The organism is Achromobacter sp. D7-1 (assembly GCF_059760445.1).
In genome coordinates, this window is sequence record NZ_JCBAMT010000099.1 from 1 (window position 1) to 23,668 (window position 23,668).

At 66.0% G+C, this 23,668-nt stretch carries 24 protein-coding genes; 10 read left to right on the forward strand and 14 right to left on the reverse strand.

The genetic code is table 11. From position 1 onward, the window contains the following. Positions 1-27: 27 nt before the first annotated feature. Entirely contained in the window at positions 28-573 is a 546-nt protein-coding gene (locus AC6LKD_RS28590; protein ID WP_492274184.1) for a carboxymuconolactone decarboxylase family protein, read from the reverse strand. Positions 574-694: 121 nt separating this feature from the next. Between AC6LKD_RS28590 and AC6LKD_RS28595 the strand changes: the two genes are divergently transcribed. The 6 genes from AC6LKD_RS28595 to AC6LKD_RS28620 all read left to right on the forward strand — a co-directional run bounded on the left by AC6LKD_RS28595 (position 695) and on the right by AC6LKD_RS28620 (position 5,633). Next, complete coding sequence (locus tag AC6LKD_RS28595) at positions 695-1,561, forward strand: AraC family transcriptional regulator (RefSeq protein ID WP_492274185.1); 867 nt, start codon at positions 695-697, stop codon at positions 1,559-1,561. Between the two features lie 112 nt (positions 1,562-1,673). After that, the gene (locus AC6LKD_RS28600; RefSeq protein WP_013396368.1) at positions 1,674-2,516 is read left to right on the forward strand and encodes a YggS family pyridoxal phosphate-dependent enzyme; all 843 of its coding nucleotides are present in this window, start codon (positions 1,674-1,676) and stop codon (positions 2,514-2,516) included. 5 nt (positions 2,517-2,521) lie between these two features. Continuing rightward, entirely contained in the window at positions 2,522-2,794 is a 273-nt protein-coding gene (locus tag AC6LKD_RS28605) for a hypothetical protein (protein WP_013396367.1), read from the forward strand. 11 nt (positions 2,795-2,805) lie between these two features. Next, a complete protein-coding gene (locus AC6LKD_RS28610) occupies positions 2,806-3,501 on the forward strand; it encodes a glutamine amidotransferase (protein ID WP_498118133.1) in 696 nt (231 codons plus the stop codon). Positions 3,502-3,764: 263 nt separating this feature from the next. Further along, positions 3,765-4,250 (forward strand): cupin domain-containing protein, encoded by a 486-nt coding sequence (locus AC6LKD_RS28615; RefSeq protein ID WP_498118134.1) that lies wholly within the window; start codon positions 3,765-3,767, stop codon positions 4,248-4,250. Between the two features lie 36 nt (positions 4,251-4,286). Then, a complete protein-coding gene (locus tag AC6LKD_RS28620) occupies positions 4,287-5,633 on the forward strand; it encodes an MFS transporter (protein WP_498118135.1) in 1,347 nt (448 codons plus the stop codon). Here AC6LKD_RS28620 and AC6LKD_RS28625 read toward each other — a convergent pair. The 4 genes from AC6LKD_RS28625 to AC6LKD_RS28640 form a co-directional block, all read right to left on the reverse strand. Then, the gene (locus AC6LKD_RS28625) at positions 5,605-6,282 is read right to left on the reverse strand and encodes a GntR family transcriptional regulator (RefSeq protein WP_498118136.1); all 678 of its coding nucleotides are present in this window, start codon (positions 6,280-6,282) and stop codon (positions 5,605-5,607) included. The genes AC6LKD_RS28620 and AC6LKD_RS28625 overlap by 29 nt on opposite strands. Positions 6,283-6,426: 144 nt before the next feature. Next, entirely contained in the window at positions 6,427-7,170 is a 744-nt protein-coding gene (locus AC6LKD_RS28630) for a GntR family transcriptional regulator (protein WP_498118137.1), read from the reverse strand. Positions 7,171-7,203: 33 nt separating this feature from the next. Further along, positions 7,204-8,181, reverse strand: a complete 978-nt coding sequence (locus AC6LKD_RS28635) for a Bug family tripartite tricarboxylate transporter substrate binding protein (RefSeq protein ID WP_498118138.1) — start codon at positions 8,179-8,181, stop codon at positions 7,204-7,206. 107 nt (positions 8,182-8,288) lie between these two features. After that, positions 8,289-8,735 carry a cupin domain-containing protein gene (locus AC6LKD_RS28640; RefSeq protein WP_498118139.1) on the reverse strand — a complete coding sequence of 149 codons (447 nt, stop codon included), beginning with the start codon at positions 8,733-8,735 and terminating at the stop codon, positions 8,289-8,291. A 174-nt stretch (positions 8,736-8,909) separates the two neighbouring features. Between AC6LKD_RS28640 and AC6LKD_RS28645 the strand changes: the two genes are divergently transcribed. Beyond that, positions 8,910-9,791 carry a dihydrodipicolinate synthase family protein gene (locus AC6LKD_RS28645; protein ID WP_498118140.1) on the forward strand — a complete coding sequence of 294 codons (882 nt, stop codon included), beginning with the start codon at positions 8,910-8,912 and terminating at the stop codon, positions 9,789-9,791. Continuing rightward, positions 9,788-10,753: a Bug family tripartite tricarboxylate transporter substrate binding protein gene (locus AC6LKD_RS28650; RefSeq protein ID WP_498118141.1), complete on the forward strand. Its 966-nt coding sequence runs from the start codon at positions 9,788-9,790 to the stop codon at positions 10,751-10,753. Before AC6LKD_RS28645 ends, AC6LKD_RS28650 begins: the two co-directional genes overlap by 4 nt. 10 nt (positions 10,754-10,763) lie before the next feature. On the opposite strand, the gene AC6LKD_RS28655 is transcribed toward AC6LKD_RS28650, so the two are convergent. Both AC6LKD_RS28655 and serC read right to left on the reverse strand, forming a co-directional pair. Then, complete coding sequence (locus AC6LKD_RS28655) at positions 10,764-11,669, reverse strand: LysR family transcriptional regulator (RefSeq protein WP_498118142.1); 906 nt, start codon at positions 11,667-11,669, stop codon at positions 10,764-10,766. Between the two features lie 54 nt (positions 11,670-11,723). After that, positions 11,724-12,806 carry a 3-phosphoserine/phosphohydroxythreonine transaminase gene (serC, locus tag AC6LKD_RS28660; protein ID WP_498118143.1) on the reverse strand — a complete coding sequence of 361 codons (1,083 nt, stop codon included), beginning with the start codon at positions 12,804-12,806 and terminating at the stop codon, positions 11,724-11,726. Positions 12,807-12,937: 131 nt separating this feature from the next. Here serC and pdxR point away from each other — a divergent pair, with 131 nt between their 5' ends. Continuing rightward, positions 12,938-14,434 (forward strand): MocR-like pyridoxine biosynthesis transcription factor PdxR, encoded by a 1,497-nt coding sequence (gene pdxR / locus AC6LKD_RS28665; RefSeq protein ID WP_498118144.1) that lies wholly within the window; start codon positions 12,938-12,940, stop codon positions 14,432-14,434. Positions 14,435-14,440: 6 nt separating this feature from the next. On the opposite strand, the gene AC6LKD_RS28670 is transcribed toward pdxR, so the two are convergent. From AC6LKD_RS28670 to AC6LKD_RS28700, 7 genes are all read right to left on the reverse strand, one after another. After that, positions 14,441-15,763, reverse strand: coding sequence for a serine hydroxymethyltransferase (locus tag AC6LKD_RS28670; RefSeq protein WP_498118145.1), 1,323 nt, complete (start codon positions 15,761-15,763; stop codon positions 14,441-14,443). Positions 15,764-15,782: 19 nt separating this feature from the next. Next, positions 15,783-16,982 (reverse strand): benzoate/H(+) symporter BenE family transporter, encoded by a 1,200-nt coding sequence (locus AC6LKD_RS28675; RefSeq protein WP_498118146.1) that lies wholly within the window; start codon positions 16,980-16,982, stop codon positions 15,783-15,785. Positions 16,983-17,139: 157 nt separating this feature from the next. Continuing rightward, positions 17,140-18,000 (reverse strand): patatin-like phospholipase family protein, encoded by an 861-nt coding sequence (locus AC6LKD_RS28680; RefSeq protein WP_498118147.1) that lies wholly within the window; start codon positions 17,998-18,000, stop codon positions 17,140-17,142. Then, complete coding sequence (locus tag AC6LKD_RS28685) at positions 18,001-19,998, reverse strand: NAD(P)-binding domain-containing protein (protein ID WP_498118148.1); 1,998 nt, start codon at positions 19,996-19,998, stop codon at positions 18,001-18,003. A gap of 43 nt (positions 19,999-20,041) precedes the next feature. Beyond that, entirely contained in the window at positions 20,042-21,007 is a 966-nt protein-coding gene (locus AC6LKD_RS28690; protein WP_013396353.1) for a Bug family tripartite tricarboxylate transporter substrate binding protein, read from the reverse strand. Positions 21,008-21,040: 33 nt separating this feature from the next. Next, positions 21,041-22,033 (reverse strand): ketopantoate reductase family protein, encoded by a 993-nt coding sequence (locus tag AC6LKD_RS28695; RefSeq protein ID WP_498118149.1) that lies wholly within the window; start codon positions 22,031-22,033, stop codon positions 21,041-21,043. Between the two features lie 47 nt (positions 22,034-22,080). After that, on the reverse strand, positions 22,081-22,839 hold the full coding sequence (locus AC6LKD_RS28700) for a class II aldolase/adducin family protein (RefSeq protein ID WP_492274200.1): 759 nt from the start codon (positions 22,837-22,839) through the stop codon (positions 22,081-22,083). Positions 22,840-23,136: 297 nt separating this feature from the next. On the opposite strand from AC6LKD_RS28700, the gene AC6LKD_RS28705 reads away from it, so the two are divergent. Beyond that, a complete protein-coding gene (locus AC6LKD_RS28705) occupies positions 23,137-23,661 on the forward strand; it encodes an AMP-binding protein (protein ID WP_498118150.1) in 525 nt (174 codons plus the stop codon). Positions 23,662-23,668 lie beyond the last annotated feature (7 nt).

Genomic DNA, 23,668 nt, shown 5'->3' on the forward strand with positions numbered 1-23,668 from the left:
GTCTTGCCCCGCCCGCACGGGCCTGGATCAGGCGGCCCGGCGCAGCTTCACGGCCGGGAAGTCCACCGGCACGGCAAAGGCCACGTTGACGTAGTTGGTGAACAGGTTGAGCGCGACGTGCGCCAGGATCTCGACGATCTCCTGGTCGCTGTAGCCTGCCGCGCGCACGGCCTGTACGTCGGCTTCGCTCACCTGTCCGCGCGCTTCCACCAGCTTCAGCGCGAAGCGCAGCGCCGCCGCGGTCCTGGGATCGGCGGCCTCGCCGCCTTGGGCGGCCGACATTTCTTCGGCGCTGGCGCCGGCCTTGCGGCCCAGGGCCGTGTGGGCCGCAAGGCAGTATTCGCAAGCATTGCGGTCGGCCACGGCGACTGCGATCTGCTCGCCGAGCTTGGCCGGGATCACGCCGCCGCCCAAGGCGCCGAAAGCGCCCCACATGCTCTGCAGCGCCGCCGGCGAATTGGCGACGGCCTTGAACATGTTCGGCGTGGCGCCAAAGGCGCCGTGGATTTGCGTGAGCAGCGTCTTGCGGTCGGCGCTGGCGCTGCTGGCATCGATAAGAGGAACTCGGGACATGTCGGTAACTCCTGGAAAAGAAAAAAAGCCGCCGGTCTTGGGCGGGGTGGAGAAATCGTACGTAGAATGTCTGGACGTAAGGTGTTTTTTAATCCATAAAAATTGTCTTATCGTCCAATCTATGAGCGATTCTGTTCCTCCCCAAGTTGACCGGCTGTCGGCGTTGCTGGACCGTTTCCGGGTGCGTGCCACGCTGTTCCACACGGGCGCGCTATGCGGCACCCAGGCCTTCGAAGCCGTACCGGGGCGCGGCTTTCTGCACGTGTTGCGCCGCGGCGAGATGGAAGTGCGGCATCGCCCGGGAGAGACCGCCACGCCGCGCCTGCGCCTGTCCGAGCCGACGCTGCTGTTCTATCCGCGCGCCGTGCATCACGAGTTCGTGAATCCTCCCCGGGACGGTTCGGACTTCACCTGTGCGGCGCTGGACTTCGATGGCGGCGAACGCAATCCCATCGTGCAGTCGCTGCCGTCCGTGGTGCGGATCCCGCTGGACGCGGTCGAAGGCTTGCGGCCCGCGCTGGATCTGTTGTTTGCCGAGGCCGATCACGTGCGCTGCGGCTCGCGCCTGCTGGCAGACCGCCTGTTCGAGGTGGTGCTGATCCAGCTGCTCAGATGGATACTCGACCATCCGGAGGAGGTCGGCGTGACCAGCGGCCTGGTGATGGGCCTGTCGGATCCGCGCCTGGCCAGGGCGCTGGTGGCGCTGCATCGTTCGCCTTATGAAGACTGGTCCCTGGCCAGAATGGCAGCGATGGCGGGGATGTCGCGCAGCGCCTTTGCGGCGGCCTTCAAGGATGCTACCGGCGCCACGCCTGCGGCCTACCTGACCGACTGGCGCTTGAGCCTGGCGGCGTCCATGATGCGATCCGGCCGAGCGGTCAAGCTGGTGGCCGCGGAATTGGGATTCGCCAGCGCTTCCTCGCTGTCCAAGGCGTTCCGGCAGCGTATGGGTGTTTCACCGCGCGAATGGCTGGCCGCCAACGCCTAGCAGTGGCCGGCAAGCGCCGGCGCCATCGTGATAATATTGACCTATGACAAAACTGCGGGCGGCATAAGCGTTGTGGAAAACGCCGGCCGCCACTCCTACGCGAGGTTCAGGCATGAGCGAGCAAGGCCCAGGGCAAGACAACGGCACCCAGACACAGCACGACCAGCACGGCCGCTGGCCGCAGGCGCAGTCGGTCGAGGATTTCCGCCGCAATCTGGCCGCGGTCAACGGACGAATTGCCGATGCGGCCCTGCGCGCCGGCCGTGATCCGGCGACGGTACGCCTGCTGCCCGTGAGCAAGACCGTGGAAGAGGCGCGCATCCGGCTGGCCTACGAGGCCGGCTGCCGCTACCTCGGCGAGAACAAGCTGCAGGAAGTGTCCAGGAAATGGGAAGCCATGGCAGACCTGACCGACTTGAGATGGTCGGTCATCGGCCACCTGCAGACCAACAAGGCCAAGCTCGTGGCCCGCTATGCGGCAGAGTTCCAGGCGCTCGACAGCCTGCGGGTGGCCGAAGCGCTGGACCGCCGGTTGCAGGCGGAAGGCCGCCAGCTTGATGTGTTCGTGCAGGTCAATACCTCAGGCGAGGCCAGCAAGTACGGACTGCAGCCGGAGGAGACGGCGGCCTTCCTGCGCGAACTGCCCGCGTTTTCGGGGCTGCGCGTGCGCGGCCTGATGACGCTGGCGCTGTTCTCGGCCGAAGCGGCGCGCGTGCGCGAGTGCTTCGTCCTGCTGCGCACGCTGCGCGACCAGCTGCGCCAGGAAGCGCCCGCGGGGATAGGCCTGGATGAATTGTCCATGGGCATGTCCGGCGACTACGAGATCGCCATCGAGGAAGGCGCCACCGTGGTCCGTGTCGGACAGGCCATCTTCGGCGCGCGCAACACGCCCGATTCCTATTACTGGCCTACCGGCAACAGCGCGGAATCGCGCGAGTCCGACGGCCAGGAGTAGCACGCATGCCGGTGTATCGACTCATCATCAAACGCGACGGCCGCCTGATCGGCCATTTCGAATCCACCGCCGCGTCGGCGCTGGACGACAGCCGCGACATCGCGGCACGCCTGCCGGCCAAGGACGGCTATCAGCTCAGCCTGTTGGTCGCGGATGGCGAGCGGCGCCTGCTCGAAAGCACGCCGCAAGGCATCCGGCTACTGGCTTCGGAAAACGTGTTCGTCTCAACCCCCGAAGGCTTGCTGGGCGGATTGGACCGCCATCCGAGCCCGCAATAGGAGTATCCGGAATGAGCCTTACCGCATTGGCGATCCGCCACGTGCCCTTCGAAGACCTGGGCGTACTGGCGCCGGTCCTGGCAGAGCGCGGCTACAGCGTGCGATACCTGGAAGCGGGCGTCGACACCATCGACGCCGCCACCCTCGGCAATGCCGACCTCGTCGTGATCCTGGGCGGCCCCATAGGCGTCTATGAAACCGGGCGCTATCCCTTCCTGGAGCAGGAACTGCGCGCCATCGCGCACCGGCTGCGTCAGGACAAGCCGACGCTGGGCATCTGCCTGGGTGCGCAGCTCATGGCGGCGGCGCTGGGCGCGGAGGTCGCGTCCACCGGACGCGCCGAGATCGGCTATGCGCCGCTGACGCTCACGCCGCAAGGGCAGGATTCCGTGCTGAGCGTGGTTCAGGACGTGCCCGTGCTGCATTGGCACGGGGACCAGTTCGCCATTCCCGAGGGCGCGGCGCGTCTGGCCGAAACGCCGGGTTTCCCGAACCAGGCGTACGCGCTGGGGCCCCGGATACTGGGCCTGCAGTTTCACCTGGAAGCGGATTCCACGCAGATCGAGCGCTGGCTGATCGGCCATGCCTGCGAACTGAGCCTGCGGCAGATCGATCCGGCCGTCATCCGCCAGGATGCCCGGCGTCATGGCCCGGCACTCGAACGCTGCGCGCGCGCGGCGATGGAGCAATGGCTGGACCAGATTTGAATTTGTCCTGTGCCCTGACGCTCTTCGGCGGCAGGGACTCGCCGCAACCATAGCCTTGCACAGGCATCCGGGGCGCGTTGCGCCCCGTTCTCGCCCGCCGCTGCTTGCGGCTATCGACCTTCCGCTCGGCCATCATTTCGCGCGCTGAACCTAAGGGTTAAACCCAGTAGCCGTCTCCCTGTTCGATCAATAGGATCCCGTTTTATGCAAATGGGATCCCATTTGTGTTTATCACTCCCCCTTTTCTTTCGGACGGGCAGAACATGAGCAGCATCGACAGCATCACAGGCAAGAAGGTCATCAACGAGGGCGGCCGCGGCGGCCCGCTGACCGAAGACCATCAGGGCATGCGCGCCCGCCACGAGGACGACCTGGAGTGGACCAACCTGCGCTACGAAGGCCAGTTCGCAAAGATGATGTTTCATCCGACGGCGGAGGATCCGACGATTCCGAACGCCGGCATCGTGCGGTATGAAAAGGGTTCGGGACACCCGCTGCATAACCACTACTTCGCGCAGATCTGGTACGTCCTGGACGGCAAGTTCCTCATCGAAGGCAAGCTCCACGGCAAGGGTTCGATGATCTTCCATCCGGATCCCCATTTCGAAAGCGAGCTGCAGACCATCGAGGCGGGCACGATCCTGTACGTGCAGTACGTCGGCCCGCATACCCGCCAGGGCGCGATCTACGACGGCCGCTTCAACGTCAGCGAACGCAAGAGCCTGGCGGAAGAAACCACCGCCGTGTAGTCGGGCGCACGCAATAAAAAATATGGGAGACCAGGGATGAACGCCATCTCACAACAGCCGTCCTCGCGCTCGAAGAAACACTACGTGACCGCAGGCCTGTCCAGCATGATCGGGACCACCATCGAGTGGTATGACTTCTTTCTTTACGGCATTGCCGCTGCGCTGATTTTCAACAAGATCTACTTTCCCGCGATCGACCCCATCAGCGGGACGCTGGCGGCATTTGGCACCTATGCGGTCGGCTTCATCGCGCGTCCGCTGGGCGGCATCGTCTTCGGCCATTTCGGCGACCGCGTCGGCCGCAAGTCGATGCTGATGATCAGCCTGATGCTGATGGGCATACCCACCATCCTGATCGGCCTGACGCCGAGCTATGAGGTGATCGGCTATTGGGGCGCGGTGGCGCTGGTGTTCTTCCGCTTCCTGCAGGGCCTGGCGGTCGGTGGCGAGTGGGGGGGCGCCGTGTTGATGGCGGTGGAACATGCGCCCGAAGGCAAGAAGGGCCTGTTTGGCAGCTTGCCGCAGGTCGGCGTGGCGCCGGGCCTGATCCTGTCGTCCCTGGCGATGGGCGCGGTTTCCAGGCTGCCGGAGCCGGACATGCTGAGCTGGGGCTGGCGCCTGCCGTTTCTTGCGAGCGTGTTCCTGTTGCTGGTCGGCTGGTACATCCGGGCCAAGGTCAGCGAGTCGCCGGAATTCAAGCTGGCGCAGGCCCAGCCGAAGCAGGACATGCTGCCCTTGAAGACGGTGCTGAAGCAGCACAAGGTTCCCGTGCTGGCGGCGCTGGTGGCGTGTATCTCCGAAAAGACCTGGTTCTACACGCTTGCGACCTTTTCCTTGACCTATGCCGTGGGCACGCTGGGGCTGCCGCGCGAAACTATATTGACAGGCGTCATTTGGGGCGCGGTGGGGGCGCTGTTCACCATTCCACTGTTCGGAATGCTGGGCGACGTGATCAGCAAGCGCGCGATCTTTATCGCCGGCGCGCTAGGGATATCTCTATTCAGCGCGACGTTCTTTTCATTGCTTGACCAGAAGACGGCCTATCACACCAACATCGCGATGCTGGTGGCGTTCGGCGTGGTCTATGCGGCGATGTACGCGCAGGAGTCCAGCCTATTTTCCAGCATGTTTCCGCCTGCGGTGCGCTACACCGGTATTTCGCTGGCCGTGCAGATAGGTGGAGCGATAGGCGGCGGCACCGCGCCGCTGGTGGCGACGTACCTGCTGTCCCTGGGCGACGGATCGCCGCGGCTGATCGTGCTGTATCTGGCCGGACTGGGCCTGATCGCGGCGGCTTGCGGCGTGCTGATGCGCCCTTACGGGCAGCAGCGCGGCGCGGAGGCAGCGAAGTTGGCTAGCGCCGCGTCTCCATCCATTCGATGACGAGTTCGGTCGTCCGGGATATGTGCGTGGCCATCGCTTCACGCGCGGCGGGGCCATTGCGCAGGGTCAGCGCCGCGATGATGTCCTCGTGCTGCTTGATGTTCTCTTCCATCAGGCGGGGCGGCATCTTCGAGGCAAAACCCAGCACGTTGGAGACGATGCTGCCCTGCAACTCGGCGACCAGTTCATGCAGCCGCTCGTTGTGGCTGGCTTGGGTGATCAGGCTGTGGAACTTGGCGTTGAACTTCAGCCAGTCGGAGCCGCTGTCGCTGCGCACGCGCGAGCGCAGGGCGTCCGCGTAGTGCTTCTGATGCTGCGCCAGCAGTTCCAGGTCCCGGTCGTCGATCCAGTCCACCGCCAGCTGCGCGGCCAGCCCTTCGAGTTCAGCGCGGATCTGGAAGGCTTCGCGGATGGCGCGGATGGACGGCACGGTGACCACGGCGCGGCCGGTGCTGGTCAGCGTGATGGCGCGCCGCGCTTCGAGAAAGCGCAGCGCTTCGCGGATGGGGGTGCGGCTGGTTTCGAACTCGGTCGCAAGCTCGTATTGGCTCAAGGCATCGCCGGGCAGGTATTGCCCATTCCTGATCCGTCGCAAAATCTCTTCCGAGATCTCGATCGAGGATCTAGACGTGTTCCTGGTCTCGCTCATGCTCGAATCCGTGTCGCTTCCTGTGCGTATCGGCAGGCGCCTTACGGTATGCGGATTGCCAGGCTGATCCGTGCTCCTGGGGTCTGCGTTGCGCCCTTCCGCCGGCATGGTAGCACGCGGCTTTCGGGAGAATCGGGGCCGAAGCTACCTGCGCGGCTTGGGGCGTTCCGGGCGCTTTTGCAGCCATTCGACCACAAACTCTCCCGACTCATGGATATGCGAACGCATGGCGGCGCGCGAGGCGTCGGCGTCGCGCGCGGTCAGCGCCTGGACGATGGCTGCATGGTGTTCGATATTTTTCTTCATGCGAGCCTCGTACATGCCCAGCACGGTCATATTGAGGATGTTCTTGGTGTAGTCAGTGTGCAGGTCCTTGATGATGCGTTCCAGCGACGCATTGCCGGCGGCGCGGAAGATCAGGGCGTGGAATTCCTGGTTCTTGATGACCCAGTGTTGCATGGGCACGGCAGCCTGACGCGGGGTGGCCCCGTCGCCCGCGTTGACCTCGGCGTATAGCGCGCCGACGGCCTGCGCGCATTCGGTGTGGGTGGCCTGCAGCCTTTGCAGGTCGGCGTCGGAAATCCAGCGCGCCGCAAGCTCGGCCGCCATGCCTTCCAGTTCGCCGCGCAGCCAGTAGTTGGCGCCGATGTCCTTGATGGTCGGCGCCACCACCGTGGCGCCGTAGCGCGGCTGCTGCACGATCAGGCCCTTGGTCTCCAGCTGCCGGAACGCTTCGCGCACCGGCGTGCGGCTGACGTCGTATTCTTCCGCCAGCGTCTCTTGCCGCAGCTTCTGCCCGGGCGCATAGGCGCCATTGAAGATCTTTGCGGAGATCGACTCCACCAGGTGCTGCACCAGTTCTTCCGCGGCGGGATATGTGCGATCCATGGCCTGACTCCCACGTCCTTGACGGTTATGTGGCTATTTTCCGGCGTCCGCGGAGAATACCAGCCGCCACTTTTTTTGCTCCTGGAGCATGCGTTTCAGGAAGACCTGCGATCCCGTGGGCATGGGCTGGCTGCCTTGCGCATACAGCTGCGCCATGCCCTCGCTCTGAGCCACCGCCTGCATGGCGCGTTCCAGCTTGTCGAGTATGTCCTTGGGCGTCGCGGCAGGCGCGACCAGTCCCGATATCGAGCCTACATCGAAATCGCCGCCCAGGGTCTCGCGGGCGGCGGGAACGTCCGGCAGATTCGACACCCGCTGTGCCGAGGTTACGCCCAGCGCTCGCATCTTGCCGGACTGAATGAACGGGCCGACCACCACGGTCTCGACCGCAGTTACGTCCACCACGCCGGAGAGCAGGGCGGTGGCCGCCTCGGCGCCGCTCTTGTAGGGCACGTGCATGAGCGTGGCGCTGGTTTGCTGCTGCATCAGGGCGAACACCTGGTGGATCGAGGTGCCTTGTCCCGAGCTGGCGTAGGAGACCGCGTCGGGCCGGCTGCGGGCGCGGGCGACCAATGCTGGCAGGTCCTGGATCGGCGAGGCTTCCGGCACGACCAGGGCCAGCGGCGTGTTGGCGATCATGGACACGTAGGCGAAATCCTTGAGCGCGTCGTAGTTCAGCTGCTTGTGGATGAGAGGATTGACCGCGACCATGCCGTTGGTGATCACCATCAGCGTATAGCCGTCGGGCTTGGCCCGGGCCACGATGTCGGCGGCGATATTCCCGCCCGCGCCGGGCTTGTTTTCCACGACTACCGGCTTGCCGAGCTCGGCTTGCAGCTGCCTGGCTACCGTGCGCGCCGTGAGATCGGTGATGCCGCCGGCGCCGAAGGGCACGACCAGCGTGATGGGCCGCTCGGGCCAGGTGTCGGCGGCCTGGGACGGGCTGGCCAGCGTGAGCGGCAGCGAAAGCGTCAACGACGCGAGGCAGGCGCGCAGAAAAGGGGCGTGCATGATGTTTGTCTCCTTGGAATTTTCTATTTCTTTGTGTGCAAGCCCGGCAGGGCGGGCCTGCCGCGGACGGCGGCGAGTGGCGGCGGCTGTCCGTGGAAGCGCGGGTATCAGTGTTCGAGGTCCTGCTCGGTGATCGCGGGTGGTTCGCCCTGGATGTTCATGCGGCCGTCGTACACCGGCCGCCCGCCGGTCGAGGGTCCCTGGTACTGGACGAAGAACAAGGTGCCGCCGGTCTCGGTGCTGAGCGCTTCTTCGATGTGCGGGTCCGGATGGAACACCACGGTGCCCGGGCCGTACATCTTTCCGCCCATGTTGAATTCCCCTTCGATCACGTACCAGACCTGGGCGAAATCGTGTTTGTGCAGGCGGAAGCCCGCACCCGGCTCATAGCGCAGAAAGCCGGCATTGGGCTCGGTGGGGCGTTCTGCCCGCGTGTGGAAGAGGAACTTCGTCTTGTTCTTGAACCGGCCCATCTCCCACTCCATGTCCTCCGGCCTGCGGTACTCAGGCATGTGGTGGGTCTGCGTCTGTTCCGGAACGACGTTGCTGCTCATGGCTTGCTCCTTGGTGAATTGGCCGGGACAGTCTATCGGCCTTGCGCGGGAATTACTGGATACAAGATTCGCCTGCCGGCAGCGCGGGCGGGAGATATCAGGCGCCCAGGAAATAGGTATTGGACCGCTCTGCGCGGCCTCCCTAGACTGCAAGCCGTCATGGAGAAGCGAGCTATGCATTTGAAGGGAATCATCGGCTACCTGTTGACGCCTTGCGATGAGCGCGGGCGGGTGGACCACGCGCTGTTGGAAGCGCACGTCGAACGGCTGATCGACGAGGGCGTGCATGCCTTGGCGCCCCTGGGCAGCGTCGGCTGCCTGCCCTACCTGGACGATGGCGAACGCGAGGCCGTCATCGACACCGTCATCGGCGCGGCGCGCGGGCGTCTGCCCGTGCTGGCGGGCGTGTCCAGCCTGAGCACGGCCAGCACCGTGCGCCATGCGCGCTACGCCGAACGCGCGGGCGCCGCGGCCTTGCAGCTATTGCCCAGCACCTACTGGAAACTCACCCAGGAGGAAATCCACGCCTACTACCGCGAGGTCTGCGAGTCGGTCTCCACGCCGGTAATGGTCTACAACAACCCGTTCACCACGGGCATGGACCTGCCCGTCGAGTTCCTGGCCCGGCTGGCGGAGCTTCCCAACGTCACCATGATCAAGGAAAGCAGCCCCGACCCCACCAAGATCGCGCGGCTGCGTGCGGCCTGCCCGGCCCGCACGGCCGTGTACATCGGCCTGAACTGCATGGCGCGCACCGGATTCGCGGAGGGCGCGGCGGGCTGGTGCACGGCGTCGGCCAACGTCAGCGCGTCCTACGCCCTGAACCTCTACCGCTGCGCCATGGCCGGGGACGCGCGCGGCGCGGACGAGTGGTTTGGCCGGCAGATCGATCTGTTGAATTTCCTCATGGACCATGGCCTGCCCAGGACCGTCACGGCGGGCCTGCAATTGCGCGGCTTCGACAGCGGACGCTTGCGCGCGCCCTTGGCGCCGTTGACGGCCGACCTGCAGCAACAACTTCTAGAAATTCTCAAGAAAATGGAGATAGCCGGATGAACAAGGGATTGCGCCGCTGCATGGCGGCTTTGCTGGGTGTGATGGTTCCAGCCGCCGCGGCCTGGGCGGGCCCGTATCCTGACCAGCCCATACGCCTGATCGTGCCGTTCGGCGCCGGTGGCGTGACCGACACCACGGCGCGGGTGTTCGCCGAAGGGCTCACGCGGGAGCTGGGCCAGCCGGTCGTGGTGGAGAACCGCGGCGGCGCGGGCGGCTCGATCGCCGCAGGCGCAGTGGCGAAGTCGCCGGCCGATGGCTACACGCTGCTGGTGATCACCAATGGCATGGTCGCCGTCAACCCGCTGATCTACAAGAAGCTGCCCTACGACCCGAACAAGGACTTCACCTACGTTGCCATGCTGGCGAATACACCCACGGTCTTGGCCGTGGGCGTGGACAGCCCATATGCGTCGTTGCCGGAAATCATCAAGGCCGCGTCGGTCCAGGCCGACAAGATCGCGTTCTCCACGGCGGGCGAGGGCTCCGACAACTACCAGGTCCTGGAGCTGCTGCAACAGGCGACAGGGGTGAGGATGCTGCACGTGCCCTACAAGAGCGGATCGGAATCCATGACAGCGGTGATGAGCCGCAACACGGATTTGACGGCCGTTTCCGCCGTCACCGCGGTGGGTTTCGTCGAGGCGAAGCAGATTCGTCCCTACGCGGTGACCTCGTCGCGCCGCCTGGCCAACCTGCCCGACATCCCTACGGTCAAGGAAGTGCTGGGCAAGGAGGTGGAAGGCGGGTCCCTGTCAGGCATTGCCGTTCCCAAAGGCACGCCGGCCGATGTCGTCGCGCGCTTGAACACAGCCATCGCCGCAGTCGCCAAGAGCCCGTCGGTGCAGGACAAGATCTACGCGCGAGGCAGCGAACCCGTGGACGCCAGCCAGGCAGCGTTCGAGCAAAGAGTCGTCGCCGAACAGAAGAAGTGGGCGGGCATTCTTTCCCGTCCGCAGCAGTAAGTCCGGGGTTTCAGGCCGCTTGCGCGTCCAGCACCTCGCGCGCCGTCTCGATGAACCAGCGGACGGCAGGGTTCACGGACTGGGCGGGCGCCGCCAGCGCCATGGCATAGGTCAGCGGTTCGCCTGCGACGTCCGCGAGGTCCACGTAGGCCACGTTGTCGATGGCGATCCTGCGCAATGCCGACGGAACGATGGCGACCCCCAGGCCGCCGGCGATGAGCGGCAAGCTGATGAGGGCGTGGGACGACTCCTGCAAGACCCGTGGATGGAATCCGGCCCGCTGGCAGGCCGCGACGATTTCGCCGGCGAAGCCGGGGCTGTCCGAATGGGCCAGGGTCACCAAGGCGTCGTCTGTCAGGTCCGAGAGCCTGGCGCTTTTCATGCCGGCCAGTCGATGGCCCGCCGGCACGGCCAGCACCAGCCGTTCTCGCGGCAGAGGGGTGATCGTGATGTCTGGCACGCCGGAAGCGGGTGGAACCAGGAATGCCGCGTCCAGTTCGCCGCGCTGCAACCCCGCCAGAATGCCGACGGTGCTGCCGCTGGTCAGGCGCAGCCGTACATGTGGAAAACGCTGCGCGAATTCCGGCAGGATGCGCGGCAGCAGGTTCAAGGCGGCGCTGGGCACCGCGCACACGCGCAGGGCGCCCATGCGCCCCTCGGCCGCGTCGCGCGCGGTTTGCAGCGCGGCGTCGGCGCCTTCCAGCAAGCGCTTGGCTTCGCCCAGGAAGGCCCCGCCGGCGACCGTGAGACGCACGCCCAGGCGGTCGCGTTCGAACAGGTCCGCGCCGATCTCGGTTTCGAGCCGCTTGATGGCGACGCTGAGCGGCGGCTGGGTCATGTGCAGCCGCGCGGCGGCCTTGCGATAGTTCAATTCCGTCGCCAGGACGACGAACTGTCTGAGCTGCCTGAAATCCATGCTGGTTTCCCCGTGTTTTATATCGGCATGGCCGACGCGCGGCGCAAGCCGGCATCAGCCGTGCGTGCGCAGGAAGTCTGTCATGAAATCGGCCAGCGCGGCCGTTGCCGGCAGATCGACCGCGTTATAGAGACTGGCCCGGATGCCGCCGGTATGGGAATGGCCCTTCAGCCCCATCAGCCCGGCGTTCTCGGCCTGGCGCAGAAACAGGGGTTCCAGGGAGGAATTGGCCAGGAAGAACGGCACGTTGTTGATCGAACGGAATTCCGGCAGGACCTTGTTGAGGTAAAAGCCGTCGCTGGCGTCGATGGCGCGGTACAGCAGCCAGGCCTTGGCCTGGTTGGCCTGGTGGATGCGCTCTATCCCGCCGCTCCGGCGGATCCAGCGCAGCGTCAATCCGGTCAGGTACCAGGAAAACGTGGCGGGCGTGTTGAGCATGGAGTCCGTCTGCGCCGCGTACGCATAGTTCAGCACGTCGGGCGTGATGGGCAGCGCGCCGTCCAGCAAGGCCTCATCCACCACCACCACCGTGACGCCGGCCGGTCCCATGTTCTTTTGCGCGGCGGCGTAGATCAGGCCGTGCCGGGATACGTCGATGGGCTTCGACAACAGGCTGGAGCAGGCATCGCATACCAGCGGAACGGATGCGTCCGGCGCGGTCGCGAATTGCAGGCCATGCACCGTTTCGTTTTCCGTGTAGTGCAGATAGGCGGCGTCCGGATCGAGCCGCCATTCGCCGGGGGCGGGCACGCGGTCGAAGCCGGACGCCGCGCTGCTGGCCGCGACGCGCACCTCGCAGTAGCGTCGGGCCGCCTCGATGGCCTTGCCGGACCAGAGCCCGGTGTGCAGGTAGTCCGCCGACGCCTTGCCGCGCAGCAGGTTCATCGGCACCTGCGAGAACTGCAGCGTAGCGCCGCCTTGCAGGAACAGCACCTTGTAGCGGTCGGGAATCTGCAGGATGGCCCGCAGGTCCAGTTCGGCCTGGCGGGCGATATCGATGAATACGCGCGAGCGGTGGCTGATTTCCATCACCGACATGCCGGTTCCCGCGAGATCGAAGAACTCGTCGTGCGCTTCCTGCAGCACTTCCAGCGGCAGCGCGGCCGGGCCGGCGCTGAAGTTGTAAGACCTTGCCATGTTTCCTGATCCTGCCCCGCCATGCGCGGGCTCTTGCAATGTTGCGCCCGCGTCTGCCGAGGCGAACGGAAGAGTCTACGGATAGAATGGCCGGGCCGGACAGGCCAGTTTTCCTACTGTGAGCAGACCGCATGGCAAAGACATTCGAGCTTGATACGCTGAAGATGCGCATGAACGATGCGGAACTCCAGCGGCTGGACCTGCATCAGCGTATTCAGCGGGCGCTGTGCGCCCTGATCCTGGACGGCGCGCTGGGGCCGGGCCTCAGGCTGCCCGCGACCCGCGGCCTGGCGAAGTCGCTGGGGGTGGCGCGCGACACGGTGGAAAATGCCTACGTGCAGTTGCACCGTGACGGCTATATCGTGCGCCGCGAGGGCTCGGGCAGCTATGTGTCCGAGACGATCGGCACCGAGCTGCGAGGCGCCGCACGCAGGCGGGCCAAGCGGGATCAGCGGTCGGCCGTGGCGCAGCCCGGGGTGGGCCTGAGCCGGCGCGGACGCATGATCCTGGACAGCGGCGGCGTCGCGGATCAACAGGTCATCAAGGCGTTCGCCACGGGCTTGCCGGAAACCCGCACGTTTCCCACCGATGTCTGGGAACGGCTGCAACGCCAGGTCCTGAAGGACTACCACGCCCATGTGTTGCTGCACGGAGACCCGCAGGGCGCCGAACCGCTGCGCCGCGCCATTGCCGCCTACCTGAACCTGGAACGCGGCGCCAAGGTCTTGCCCGAACAGGTCCTGGTACTGAGCAGCACCCGCCAGGCCCTGTTCCTGTGCGCGCAATTGCTTGCGGACGCCGGCAAGCCCATCCTGATGGAGAACCCCGGCTACTTCGGCGCCCGCAAGGCCTTTGAATCCGCGGAGACGCGCATCGCGCCTATCGACGTCGACGCGCAGGGCATACGCCTGGACCTGCTGCGCGCGGACCGCAGCGGCGCCAATTGCGTGTACGTGACGCCGTCGCACCAGTACCCCACCGGCGTGACGCTGTCGCTCGAACGCAGGCTGGACCTGATCAACTGGGCCGCGGAACACGGCAAGTGGATCATCGAGGACGACTACGACAGCGAATTCCATTACGACGGCGTGCCCACCGCCTGCGTGCAGGGCCTGGACCTGCATCAGCGCACCATCTACCTGGGCACGTTCAGCAAGACGCTGTATCCAGGGCTCAGGATGGGATACATGGCGTTGCCGCCTGATCTGGTTGACGCCTTTGCCCGCGCGCGCAGCATCATGGACGGACATACTCCGCAGATCCTGCAGCTGACGCTGGCGCGCTTCATGGATGACGGCCATTACAACTCGCACGTGCGGGCCATGCGCAAGCTGTATGCCGGCCGCCGGCAGGTGCTGCTGGATTCCCTGGGCAAGCACCTGGGCGGCATTGTGCAGGCTGTCAGGCCTCCCGGCGGCTTGCAGATCCCGTGTCTGCTCGAACGCGGCTGGTCCGAGGAAAAGACCATCCGCCAGGCCGAGGCCGCCGGCCTGCGCCTGCCCGGATTGAGCAGGCTGTACGCAGGCGAGTACAAACAGCAGGGCTGGCTGCTGGGCTATGCCTCCCTGACAGCCTACGAAATCGAAGCCGCCGTGCTGCGGCTGTCGAACGCGCTGAGGCAAGCCTAGAACAACTCAGTAGGGCAGGGGGAAGCGCTTGGCCAGCCCGGCCACACCCTCGCGGATGGCGCTTTCCGTACGGGCGTCGACGGCCCCGGCGCGCACGCCGCCCAGCAGGGCCAGGATCATGTCGCCGATCTCCTGGAATTCAGCCGGACCCATGCCGCGGGATGTGCAGGCGGCGCTGCCCACGCGTATGCCGGAGGTGACGGCGGGCTTGGCGGCGTCGTTGGGAACGGCGTTCTTGTTCAGGGTGATGCCCACCTGTTCCAGGGCTTGTTCCGCCGTGTTGCCGGCCAGTCCCCAGGGCCGCAGGTCGACCACACCAAGGTGGCAATCGGTGCCGCCCGACACGATGGAAAGCCCGCCTTCCGCCAGCCGGCGGCACAGGACACGGGCGTTCTCGACCACCGCGTGGGCATAGGTCCGGAACGCGGGCTGCAGCGCCTCGCCCAGGGCCACGGCCTTGGCGGCGATGATGTGCATCAGCGGACCGCCTTGCAGGCCGGGGAAGACTGCCGAATCGATCTTGCGGGCGAGTTCGGCGTCGTTGGTCAGGATCATGCCGCCGCGCGGGCCGCGCAGCGTCTTGTGCGTGGTGGTGGTGGTGACATGCGCGTGCGGCACCGGCGAGGGGTACGCTTCGGCCGCGGCCAATCCGGCAAAATGCGCCATGTCCGCCATGAAGATCGCGCCCACGTCGTCGGCGATGGCGCGAAAGCGCGCGAAGTCCAGCGTGCGCGAGTAGGCCGAGCCGCCGGCGATGATGAGCTTGGGCCTTTCCTGACGCGCAATGCGCTCGACCTCATCCATGTCGACCAGATGCGTGGCCGCATCGACGCCATAACTCAACGCCTGCAGCCAGCGTCCCGACATGTTGACCTTGGAACCGTGGGTCAGGTGGCCCCCTGCCTTCAGGTCCAGGCCGAGGATCTTGTCCCCCGGCGCCAGCAGCGCCAGATAGACTGCCTGGTTCGCCTGGCTGCCGGAGTGGGGCTGCACGTTGGCGTAGCGGGCGCCGAACAGGCGCGTGGCGCGCTCGATGGCTATCTCCTCGGCCATGTCGGCGTTGACGCAGCCGCCATAGTAGCGGCGGCCGGGGTAGCCCTCGGCATACTTGTTCGTCAGCACCGAGCCCTGGACTTCCAGCACCGCGCGGCTGACGAAGTTCTCGGAGGCGATCAGTTCGATCGAGTGCATCTGGCGGCGCCGTTCGGCGTCGATGGCGCCCCAGATGCCGGGATCGGCTTGTGACAGGGGCAGGGCGCTGATGGCAGGCAGCGCGAGGCTGTCGGGCGGGACAATGTTCGTCACGGAGGTTCCTGGTTGGATGAGCATGATGTGGCAATGGGAAGCGTCAGGCGTTGGCGGCCAGGGGCCGCTGGCCGCCGTGGATCAGCAGGTGCGCGGTCAAGCCGGCAACCAGGCCCCAGAACGCGCCGCCCACGCCCAGCAGGGTGACGTTGGCAGCGGTGGCCAGGAAGGTGATGAGGGCGGTCTCCCGAGTGCGGGCGTCGGCCATCGCATTGGCCAGGCTGCCGCCGATGGCGCCCAGCAGGGCTAGTCCCGCCAGCGTGGTGATGAAGGCCTTGGGCAGAACCATGAACAAGGTCGCCAGTGTGACGCCGAACGTGCCGACCAGGATGTAGAACACGCCGCAGGCCAAGCCAGCGATGTAGCGCTTGGCGGGGTCCGCATGCGCGTCGCGGCCGGTGCAGATCGCGGCGGTGATCGCCGCCACGTTGAAGGCGTGCGCGCCGAACGGCGCCATGACAAGCGAGCCCAGTCCGGTCACGGTCAGGATGGGGCTCGCGCTGGTCTTGTAGCCGTCGTTGCGCAGCACCAGCATGCCGGGCATGTACTGCCCCGTCAGCGTGATGATGAAGAGGGGCAGGGCCACGCCCAGCAAGGCCTGCAGCGAGAACTGCGGCATCTGGAAGACCGGCGCGGCCAGGCTGAGGTGGACGGCCGAGAAGTCGATTCGGCCTTGCGCGATGAGGAGCCCCAGGCCGATGACCAGGATGCCGACCACCGCGAAGCGCGAGGTAAAGCGTTTGAGTAACGCATAGGATATGACCAGCACGATGACCAGCAGCGGATCGGCGCTGGCGCCGCCGAAGGCATTGACGCCGAACTGCAGCAGGATGCCGGCCAGCTGGCCGGCGGCGATGCCGCCCGGAATCATGCGCACCAGCTTTTCGAAAGCGCCGGACAGGCCCAGCACGATGAAGCCCAGCGCCGACAGGATATAGGCGCCGATGACCTCGCCGTAGGGCGTGAAGGGCATCACGGTGGCTAGAAACGCCACGCCGGGCGTGGACCAGGCCGTGATGACCGGCGCCTTGTAGCGCCAGCTCAGCAGCGCACCCGTGACGCCCACTCCGACGGAAACCGCCCATACCCAGGAAGTGGTCTGGGCCGGCGACAGTCCGGCCAGCTCAGCCGCCTGGAACACCAGCACAAAGGTGCCGCCGTAGTTCACCAGCACAGAAATCAGCGCCGCGACGGTGGGAGAAAAGAAATCGGCGGGTCTCAGGCCTGCCGGCGATGCGTTCATGTATTGCTCCGCGTTCATGGTGGGGCCTGGCCGCGCGGCCAGGCTTGAACGGGGAGTCTAGGTTGCTTGCGGTATGTTGATACCTGCCACATTGAGATTCATGGGCAGACCGCTTTCTGGCTGGATCCACGGTGCCCGCCTTGAATGCGGGGAAGGATCAGCGCCACACCTCCCGCACCGTTTGCGCGATTGCGGTGGCCTGGCGCAGCCCGGCCTCGGCGGCCTCGGCACGACGCGCCGGGTCCAACACGTTGTCGCCAATGGCCTGTACGCAGGCCTCGTCGGGCAGTACGGCCTGGACCTGGCTGCCGGCCTCGCGCAGCGCCTGCAGCTCACGCCGCAGGTGCCCGCTGACCGGATTGCCGTCGCGAAATCCCAGCGGCGCCAGCACCACGACTTGGCTGTAGCCGGCAGCCATGTCGGCGTTGGTCATGGAGCGGATGCCGCCGTCCATGTAGGCCGAGCCGTCGATGGGTACGGCCGGCCAGGCGCCCGGCACGGCGCAGCTGGCGGCGATGGCGTCGATGAAATCCACCTGGTCGGCGGCGCTGAAGCTGCGCCTCTCGCCGCTATGCGCGTCGACGGCAACGACACGCAAGGGGCGGCTTGGCCAATCGCTTGCGCCGAGGCGGGCGGCGATAATGGCGCGGCGTTCGGCCAGTGTGGGCGTGGCGCTGCGCAAAGCATAGGCGCCGATGCGCCGCCGTGCCAGCTGCAGGTCGGCGCCCACTTTGCCGTACAGCGCGTGGTTCTTGTCGTCGGCGGCTTGTTGGGAGTAAGGCCGGAACTGTTCGGCGCCTGTTCCGTCCAGTTGCGTCGCCAGCAGCTGCATGGGCGAGACGCCCCGCGCCAGTTGCGCGCCGGCGACCGAGCCCGCGGAGCAACCGATGAACAAGTCCGCGGCGGCGAGGTCGACATCCTGGCGTGCCAGGCCCGCCAGGATGCCGATCTCCCAGGCCAGCCCGGTCACGCCGCCGCAGCCCAGTACCAGGCAGCGCCTCTTTTGCGCGTACGCCATTCAGGCAGTCTCGACGCGGGTGGCGGCGGACGGCTCGGCCTCGCCAATCTTGGGCGCAGGGCGGTAGTGGTAGTCGCCCATGTCCGTCTTGCGCAGCATGTGCCAGTAGTCGTCATTGCGGAACGGCGTGGGCGCGACCACTTTGCCATGCGCGTTGCGATACCAGTTGCTCATGCCCTTGTGGGTCCAGATCATGCGGTCATGCGCGGCCTGCACGCGCGCGTTGTAGGCGTCATGGCGATCCTTGCGCACCTCGATCTCGAAGCGTCCTCCGGCCCGCGCCAGGCCTTGCTGCAATAGACCCATGACGTAGCGTACCTGGGTCTCCAGCAGGGCGACGACGCTGCCGCCGTGGCCCAGCGCGGTATTGGGGCCGGCCAGGATGAACAGGTTGGGAAAGCCCGGGGCGGCTACGCCCATGAAGGCTTCGGCGCCCTTTTCGTCCCAGGCCTCGCGGATCGAGCGTCCGCCGCGGCCGTAGAGCTTGAACGAGGACAACAGGTTGATCGCGTCGAAGCCGGTCGCAACCACCAGCACGTCCAGTTCATGCGCATTGCCGCTATCGCTCACCACCGCGCTTTCCGTGACCCGGGCGATGCCGCCCGTGACCAGCTTGACGTGGTCCCGCGCCATGGTGCGGAACCAGCCGTTGTCCATCAGCATGCGCTTGCCGAAGGGCGGGTAGTCGGGCAGCACCTCGGGCAGCAGATCCTGGCGTTCGCCGAGTTCCGTCTTGATGTAGCTGGTGAAGTGCTCGCGATGCTTGTCGTTGATCTCATTGATGGCGCGATCGGGATGCGGCCATTGTGGATCGATTTGCAAGGTCGCGTGGACCCGGTCGTTGAAGATCCAGGCCAAGCGCTGGCGATACCACTCTTGGTAGTACGGCACGTCGCGCAGCAGGAAGCGGACGTCCTGGGGCACGGGCTTCTGAAATTTCTCGAACGGCGCGGCCCATTGCTTGGAGCGCTGGAAAACGGTCAGGGAGCGGACGTCGTCGGCGATGGCTGGCACGACCTGCATGGAGCTGGCGCCGTTGCCGATGATGCCCACGTTCTTGCCGCGCAGGTCCAGGCCTTCCGGCCAGTTCGCCGTATGGAAGCAGGGACCCTTGAAACTCTCCAGGCCGGGTATGGGGGGCAACTTGGGCACGTTCAGCAGGCCTACCGCGCTGATGACGATGTCCGCCGCATAGTCCTCGATCTGGCCGTCCTGTTTGACCGTGCGTACGTTCCAGCACAGCGCGGCTTCGTCGTAGCGGGCGGACTCCACGCGCGTATTGAAGCGGATGTTGGCGCGCACGCCATGCTGGTCGGCGACGCTTTCGAAATAGCCCTGGATCTCGCCCTGTAGGGCAAAGTAGCGCGACCAGTCGTGCTTGGCGAAGGAGTACGAGTAGATATGGTTTGGTGTGTCCACGCCCGCGCCGGGGTAGCGGTTCTCGTACCAGGTGCCGCCGACTTCGGCGTTCTTCTCGATCACCACATAAGGAATGCCTGCGCCTTGCAGGCGGATCGCGGCGCACAGGCCAGCCACGCCTGCGCCGATGACCAGGACCCGATAGCCTCGCGGCACCTGGAACGCATCGCGTTGCGCCAGCGCGAAGTCCGGATCCAGCCCCAGCCAGGCGGCGATCATGGGGCCGTAAGAGTCAGGAATCGCTTCCCCGATGCTGGTGCGCAGCATGGAGACCAACTGTTCATGCGTGGGTGCGGGCAGCCTGGGCGGCTGGCCGCGACGGTTGAGCAGAATGGCCGAGTACGCGGCTTCACGGATCTCTTCCTGCACGGTTTCGGGCAGGCCGCCGGGATCGTTGTCTTCGAGGCCGCGGATGCGCGAGCACTGGTAGCGCCCGGACAGCCATTGCGTGTCGCCCGTCAGGTGCACCAGCACCATGAGCAGCGTGGGAATGTTGGCGCTGGCCAGCGCACGCTTGAGCGTGGCCTCCCACACGTCGTTGCCTAGCGGGTTTGCCGGGGCCGGGGTATCGCGATGCATGTAAGGGTCCTTGCAGGAATGGCGGGGGATATGGGGTTGCGGCCTATTCGGCGGTGGCGCCGGACTTCTTGATCAGTTCGGCCCATTTGGCGCTGTCGCTGACGATGAAAGCGCCAAAGTCGGCAGGCTTGGTGAACAAGGCGTCCAGGCCCATCTTCTTGAATTGCTCCTGCACGTCGGGCGCCGTCTTCATTTTCTGCAAGGCTGCCTGCAGCTTCTCGACGACCGCGGGCGGCGTGCCGGCTGGCGCCACGATGCCCAGCCAGGGCATGGCGTCGTAGCCGGGCAAGCCGGATTCCTCCACGGTGGGCAGGTCGGGCAGCACCGAGGACCGGGTCTTGGTGGTCACGGCCAACGGGCGCACCTTGCCGCTGTCGAGGAAGGGCTGAGCAGCCGCGATGTCCACGAACAGCATGTCGACTTCGCCGCCCGCCAGAGAGGTCAGCGCCGGCACGCTGCCCTTGTAGGGGATGTGGGTCATCTTCAGGCCGGTCAGCGCGGCGAACAGCTCGCCCTCCAGATGATTGGAAGTGCCATTGCCGGAGGACGCGAAGGTGGCGGACTTGCCGTCTTTCTTGAGCGCGGCTATCAGGTCCTTCACGTTGGATGCCTGGACCTGCTTGCCCGTCACCAGCACGTGCGGCACGCTGGCGATGAGCGACACGGGCTGGAAGTCCTTGACCGGGTCGTAATTCGCGGTGTTCTTGTACAGGCTGGGAGCGATGCCGAGGGACGATGCCGCCATCAGCAGCGTGTAGCCATCGGCCGGCGCCTTGGCCACATAGGCCGAGGCGATCATGGTGCCGGCGCCGGGCTTGTTGACCACCACCACCGGCTGGCCCAGATCGCTTTGCAGCTTGGCCGCGATCTGACGGGTCATCACGTCGGTGACGCCGCCAGGCGTAAAGGGCACCACGATGTTGATGGGCTTGTTGGGATAGTCCTGGGCGTGCGCGGCGGCACCCGCGCAGATCAGGGTTGCGGCCAGGCAGTTCGATAGCCATTTCATGGTTTGTCTCCTGTGGTTTTCTAGGTGTGGCGTTCAGGTGGAGCCTGCGCTGAGGTTCCGGTGCCGGATCAGTCCCCACACCGTGTTGGCGTAGGGCATGTCCAGGTTCAGCTTTGCTGCGATCTCGATCATGGCGCCGACCAGGGCGTCGATTTCCAGCGGCTTTCCTAGTAGGGCGTCCTGCAGCATCGAGGTCCTGGCGGCCCCGGCGCTGGCGGCGGCCTGCATGCGTTGCTCCACCGTTACCGGCAGCGCAAGTCCGAGCGCCTGGCCCAGCGCCAGGTACTCGCCCAGCATGGCGCGCGCTAGCTTGCCAAGGTAGGGATCGCGGACCATGGCCTCCATGGTGGCGTTGGCCAGCACGCTCACGGGGTTGAAGGTGGCATTGCCCATTGCCTTGATCCAGACCGCCTGATGGATCCCGGCGCTGACCTCGCATTGCAGGCCCGACGTCCGCAGCAGGCCAGCCAGCCTGCCGGCTCGGGCGGAAACGTGGCCGTCAGGCTCGCCGAGGATGAGATTGTCGCGGGCGTTCTGCGCCGCGACGCCGGGTGCGGTGGAATTCGCCGCGATGTACACCACCGCGCCCAGCACCCGGTCCAAAGGCAGCGCTTGCCGGAGGATGCCGCGGCCATCGACCGATTGCAGTGGCGCATCGCCCAGCGGGTTGTCCAGCGTGGCCAGATACCACCAGGGGATGCCGTTCACGGCCGGCACCACGGCGCCTTGCGGCGCGAGCATCGGCGCCAGGTGCGCGGCGATATCGTCCAGCGCCTGTTGCTTGACCGCAAGAATCAGGTAGTCCGCGTCGCGCACCTGGCGCGGATCGTCGGTGGCGCGCACCGGGTAGTGGCGCGTGACGCCGTCAGCCGTCAACCCGACGCCACGCTGCCGCAAGGCGGCCAGCGTCTGTCCGCGGGCGATCATGGTCACCTCGCAGCCTGCCTGGGCCAGGCGCGCGGCGAGCAGACAGCCGATCGCGCCCGCACCATATACCGCGACGCGGCATTGATGAGCATCTTCCATTTCTACTCTGCGAAAAAAGGGCCGCCGGGAGGGCGGCGCGGTTGCCGCTATTCCTGGTATTCGGGCCGGATGCGTTGCAGCAGCCGGAGCAGGGGAGGCCAGTGCTTGTGGCGGGAGGGGCGGTCGAGACGGTCGAACTGGCGGCCGACCTTCTCGGCGACTTCGGCGGCGGGCGTCACCAGCGGCAGGCCGCCGGCCAGCGCCGCGACCTGCGCCTGGCAGGCGCGCTCCAGGTAGAACATGGCGTCGAAAGCATCAGGCACGCTGGCGCCGCAGACCAGCAGGCCGTGATTGCGCAGGATCATCGCGCTGTGCGGACCCAGGTCGGCGATCAAGCGTTGCTGTTCGTCCATGTCCAGCGCGACGCCTTCGTAGTCGTGATAGCCGATGCGGTCGTGAAAGCGCATGGCATGCTGCGAAATCATGAGCAGCCCGGCCGCTTGCGCGGACACGGCGATGCCGGCGGCGGTGTGCGTGTGCATGACACAGGCCGCGTCGTGGCGGACGCGGTGGATGGCGCTATGGATGACGAAGCCGGCGGGGTTGATACCCAGGCCGGTCTGGTCCAGCAGGATGCCGCCATCGATGTCCACCTTGACCAGGTTGGACGCGGTGATCTCATTGAACATCAGGCCGTAGGCATTGATCAGGAAATGCGGCTCGGCGCCGGGAACCCGCGCCGAGATATGCGTGTAGATGTGATCCGTCATGCGCATCTCGACGGCCAGGTTGTAGGCCGCGGCGAGGTCCACCCGCACTGCCCATTCCTCGGCCGAAACCTGGTCCTTGATCGATGCCTCTTGCACGGCGACTCCTCCGGTTTTGCATTCTTCTTGGTCTGGCCGGCGCTTTTGCCGCGTGGCCTGTTTCAACCGGAGTATAGGTTTTCCGACCGCTTCCGACTAAGCAAACGTTTTGATGGAAACGCATAAATCCCATCAATCATTCAGCCATGCCGGCATGCATGAAAAACCTTGATGGATATGCATAAAAACGTTTGGCTAGTGCGGCGAAAAGCCGCTGCCTATACTGATTTTCCTACCCATGGGCGCGCCTGCAATAAGTCTGCGCGCCATTGAAAAATCAGAAAAGCTGGAGGCTGGATGGACGCTGCAGGAAACCGCACGATCACGGATTTGCTCGATGAACAGGCGCTATGCCACGGGCATCGGCTGGCGATTGTGCATGAGTACCAGAACGGCGACATCAGCCAGTTGAGCTACATCCAGTTGCGCGAGGCGGCCCGCGGATTTGCCGCAGGCCTGCAGGCGCGCGGCGTGATGCCGGGCGACCGCGTGTTCGTGTTCATGGGCAACACCGCGGAGTATGTGCCGCTGTGGATGGGCCTGATGCTGGCGGGCGCCGTCATCGTGGCGGGCAACATCTACCTGACCGCGCCGGAAGTCGCCTACCAGCTTGAGCATTGCCAGCCTGCGCTGGCGCTGGTGGAGCCGACGCACGAGGCCCTGATACGCGAAGTCTGCGCCGGCATGGCGCAGCCGCCGGACATCGTGGCGGTTGCGCGCGGCAGCCCGGGGCCCGGAGGCCCGGGCCCGGCTCTTTTACACACGGGGGGCCGGCGGCGGCCCACCACAGGGGGGGCAGTACGGGGGGGGCAGCGGACTTAGTACAAAA

Coding starts and splice junctions, on each gene's coding strand:
- AC6LKD_RS28640 (WP_498118139.1), bottom strand. CDS start 8,735: ATGAGCAGCAACGTCGTTCCGGAACAGACGCAGACCCACCACATGCCT.
- AC6LKD_RS28590 (WP_492274184.1), bottom strand. CDS start 573: ATGTCCCGAGTTCCTCTTATCGATGCCAGCAGCGCCAGCGCCGACCGC.
- AC6LKD_RS28605 (WP_013396367.1), top strand. CDS start 2,522: ATGCCGGTGTATCGACTCATCATCAAACGCGACGGCCGCCTGATCGGC.
- serC (WP_498118143.1), bottom strand. CDS start 12,806: ATGGCAAGGTCTTACAACTTCAGCGCCGGCCCGGCCGCGCTGCCGCTG.
- AC6LKD_RS28680 (WP_498118147.1), bottom strand. CDS start 18,000: ATGGCGTACGCGCAAAAGAGGCGCTGCCTGGTACTGGGCTGCGGCGGC.
- AC6LKD_RS28620 (WP_498118135.1), top strand. CDS start 4,287: ATGAACGCCATCTCACAACAGCCGTCCTCGCGCTCGAAGAAACACTAC.
- AC6LKD_RS28650 (WP_498118141.1), top strand. CDS start 9,788: ATGAACAAGGGATTGCGCCGCTGCATGGCGGCTTTGCTGGGTGTGATG.
- AC6LKD_RS28625 (WP_498118136.1), bottom strand. CDS start 6,282: ATGAGCGAGACCAGGAACACGTCTAGATCCTCGATCGAGATCTCGGAA.
- AC6LKD_RS28705 (WP_498118150.1), top strand. CDS start 23,137: ATGGACGCTGCAGGAAACCGCACGATCACGGATTTGCTCGATGAACAG.
- AC6LKD_RS28670 (WP_498118145.1), bottom strand. CDS start 15,763: ATGCTCATCCAACCAGGAACCTCCGTGACGAACATTGTCCCGCCCGAC.
- AC6LKD_RS28595 (WP_492274185.1), top strand. CDS start 695: ATGAGCGATTCTGTTCCTCCCCAAGTTGACCGGCTGTCGGCGTTGCTG.
- AC6LKD_RS28645 (WP_498118140.1), top strand. CDS start 8,910: ATGCATTTGAAGGGAATCATCGGCTACCTGTTGACGCCTTGCGATGAG.
- AC6LKD_RS28655 (WP_498118142.1), bottom strand. CDS start 11,669: ATGGATTTCAGGCAGCTCAGACAGTTCGTCGTCCTGGCGACGGAATTG.
- AC6LKD_RS28675 (WP_498118146.1), bottom strand. CDS start 16,982: ATGAACGCATCGCCGGCAGGCCTGAGACCCGCCGATTTCTTTTCTCCC.
- AC6LKD_RS28630 (WP_498118137.1), bottom strand. CDS start 7,170: ATGGATCGCACATATCCCGCCGCGGAAGAACTGGTGCAGCACCTGGTG.
- AC6LKD_RS28635 (WP_498118138.1), bottom strand. CDS start 8,181: ATGCACGCCCCTTTTCTGCGCGCCTGCCTCGCGTCGTTGACGCTTTCG.
- AC6LKD_RS28685 (WP_498118148.1), bottom strand. CDS start 19,998: ATGCATCGCGATACCCCGGCCCCGGCAAACCCGCTAGGCAACGACGTG.
- AC6LKD_RS28600 (WP_013396368.1), top strand. CDS start 1,674: ATGAGCGAGCAAGGCCCAGGGCAAGACAACGGCACCCAGACACAGCAC.
- AC6LKD_RS28690 (WP_013396353.1), bottom strand. CDS start 21,007: ATGAAATGGCTATCGAACTGCCTGGCCGCAACCCTGATCTGCGCGGGT.
- AC6LKD_RS28615 (WP_498118134.1), top strand. CDS start 3,765: ATGAGCAGCATCGACAGCATCACAGGCAAGAAGGTCATCAACGAGGGC.
- AC6LKD_RS28695 (WP_498118149.1), bottom strand. CDS start 22,033: ATGGAAGATGCTCATCAATGCCGCGTCGCGGTATATGGTGCGGGCGCG.
- AC6LKD_RS28610 (WP_498118133.1), top strand. CDS start 2,806: ATGAGCCTTACCGCATTGGCGATCCGCCACGTGCCCTTCGAAGACCTG.
- pdxR (WP_498118144.1), top strand. CDS start 12,938: ATGGCAAAGACATTCGAGCTTGATACGCTGAAGATGCGCATGAACGAT.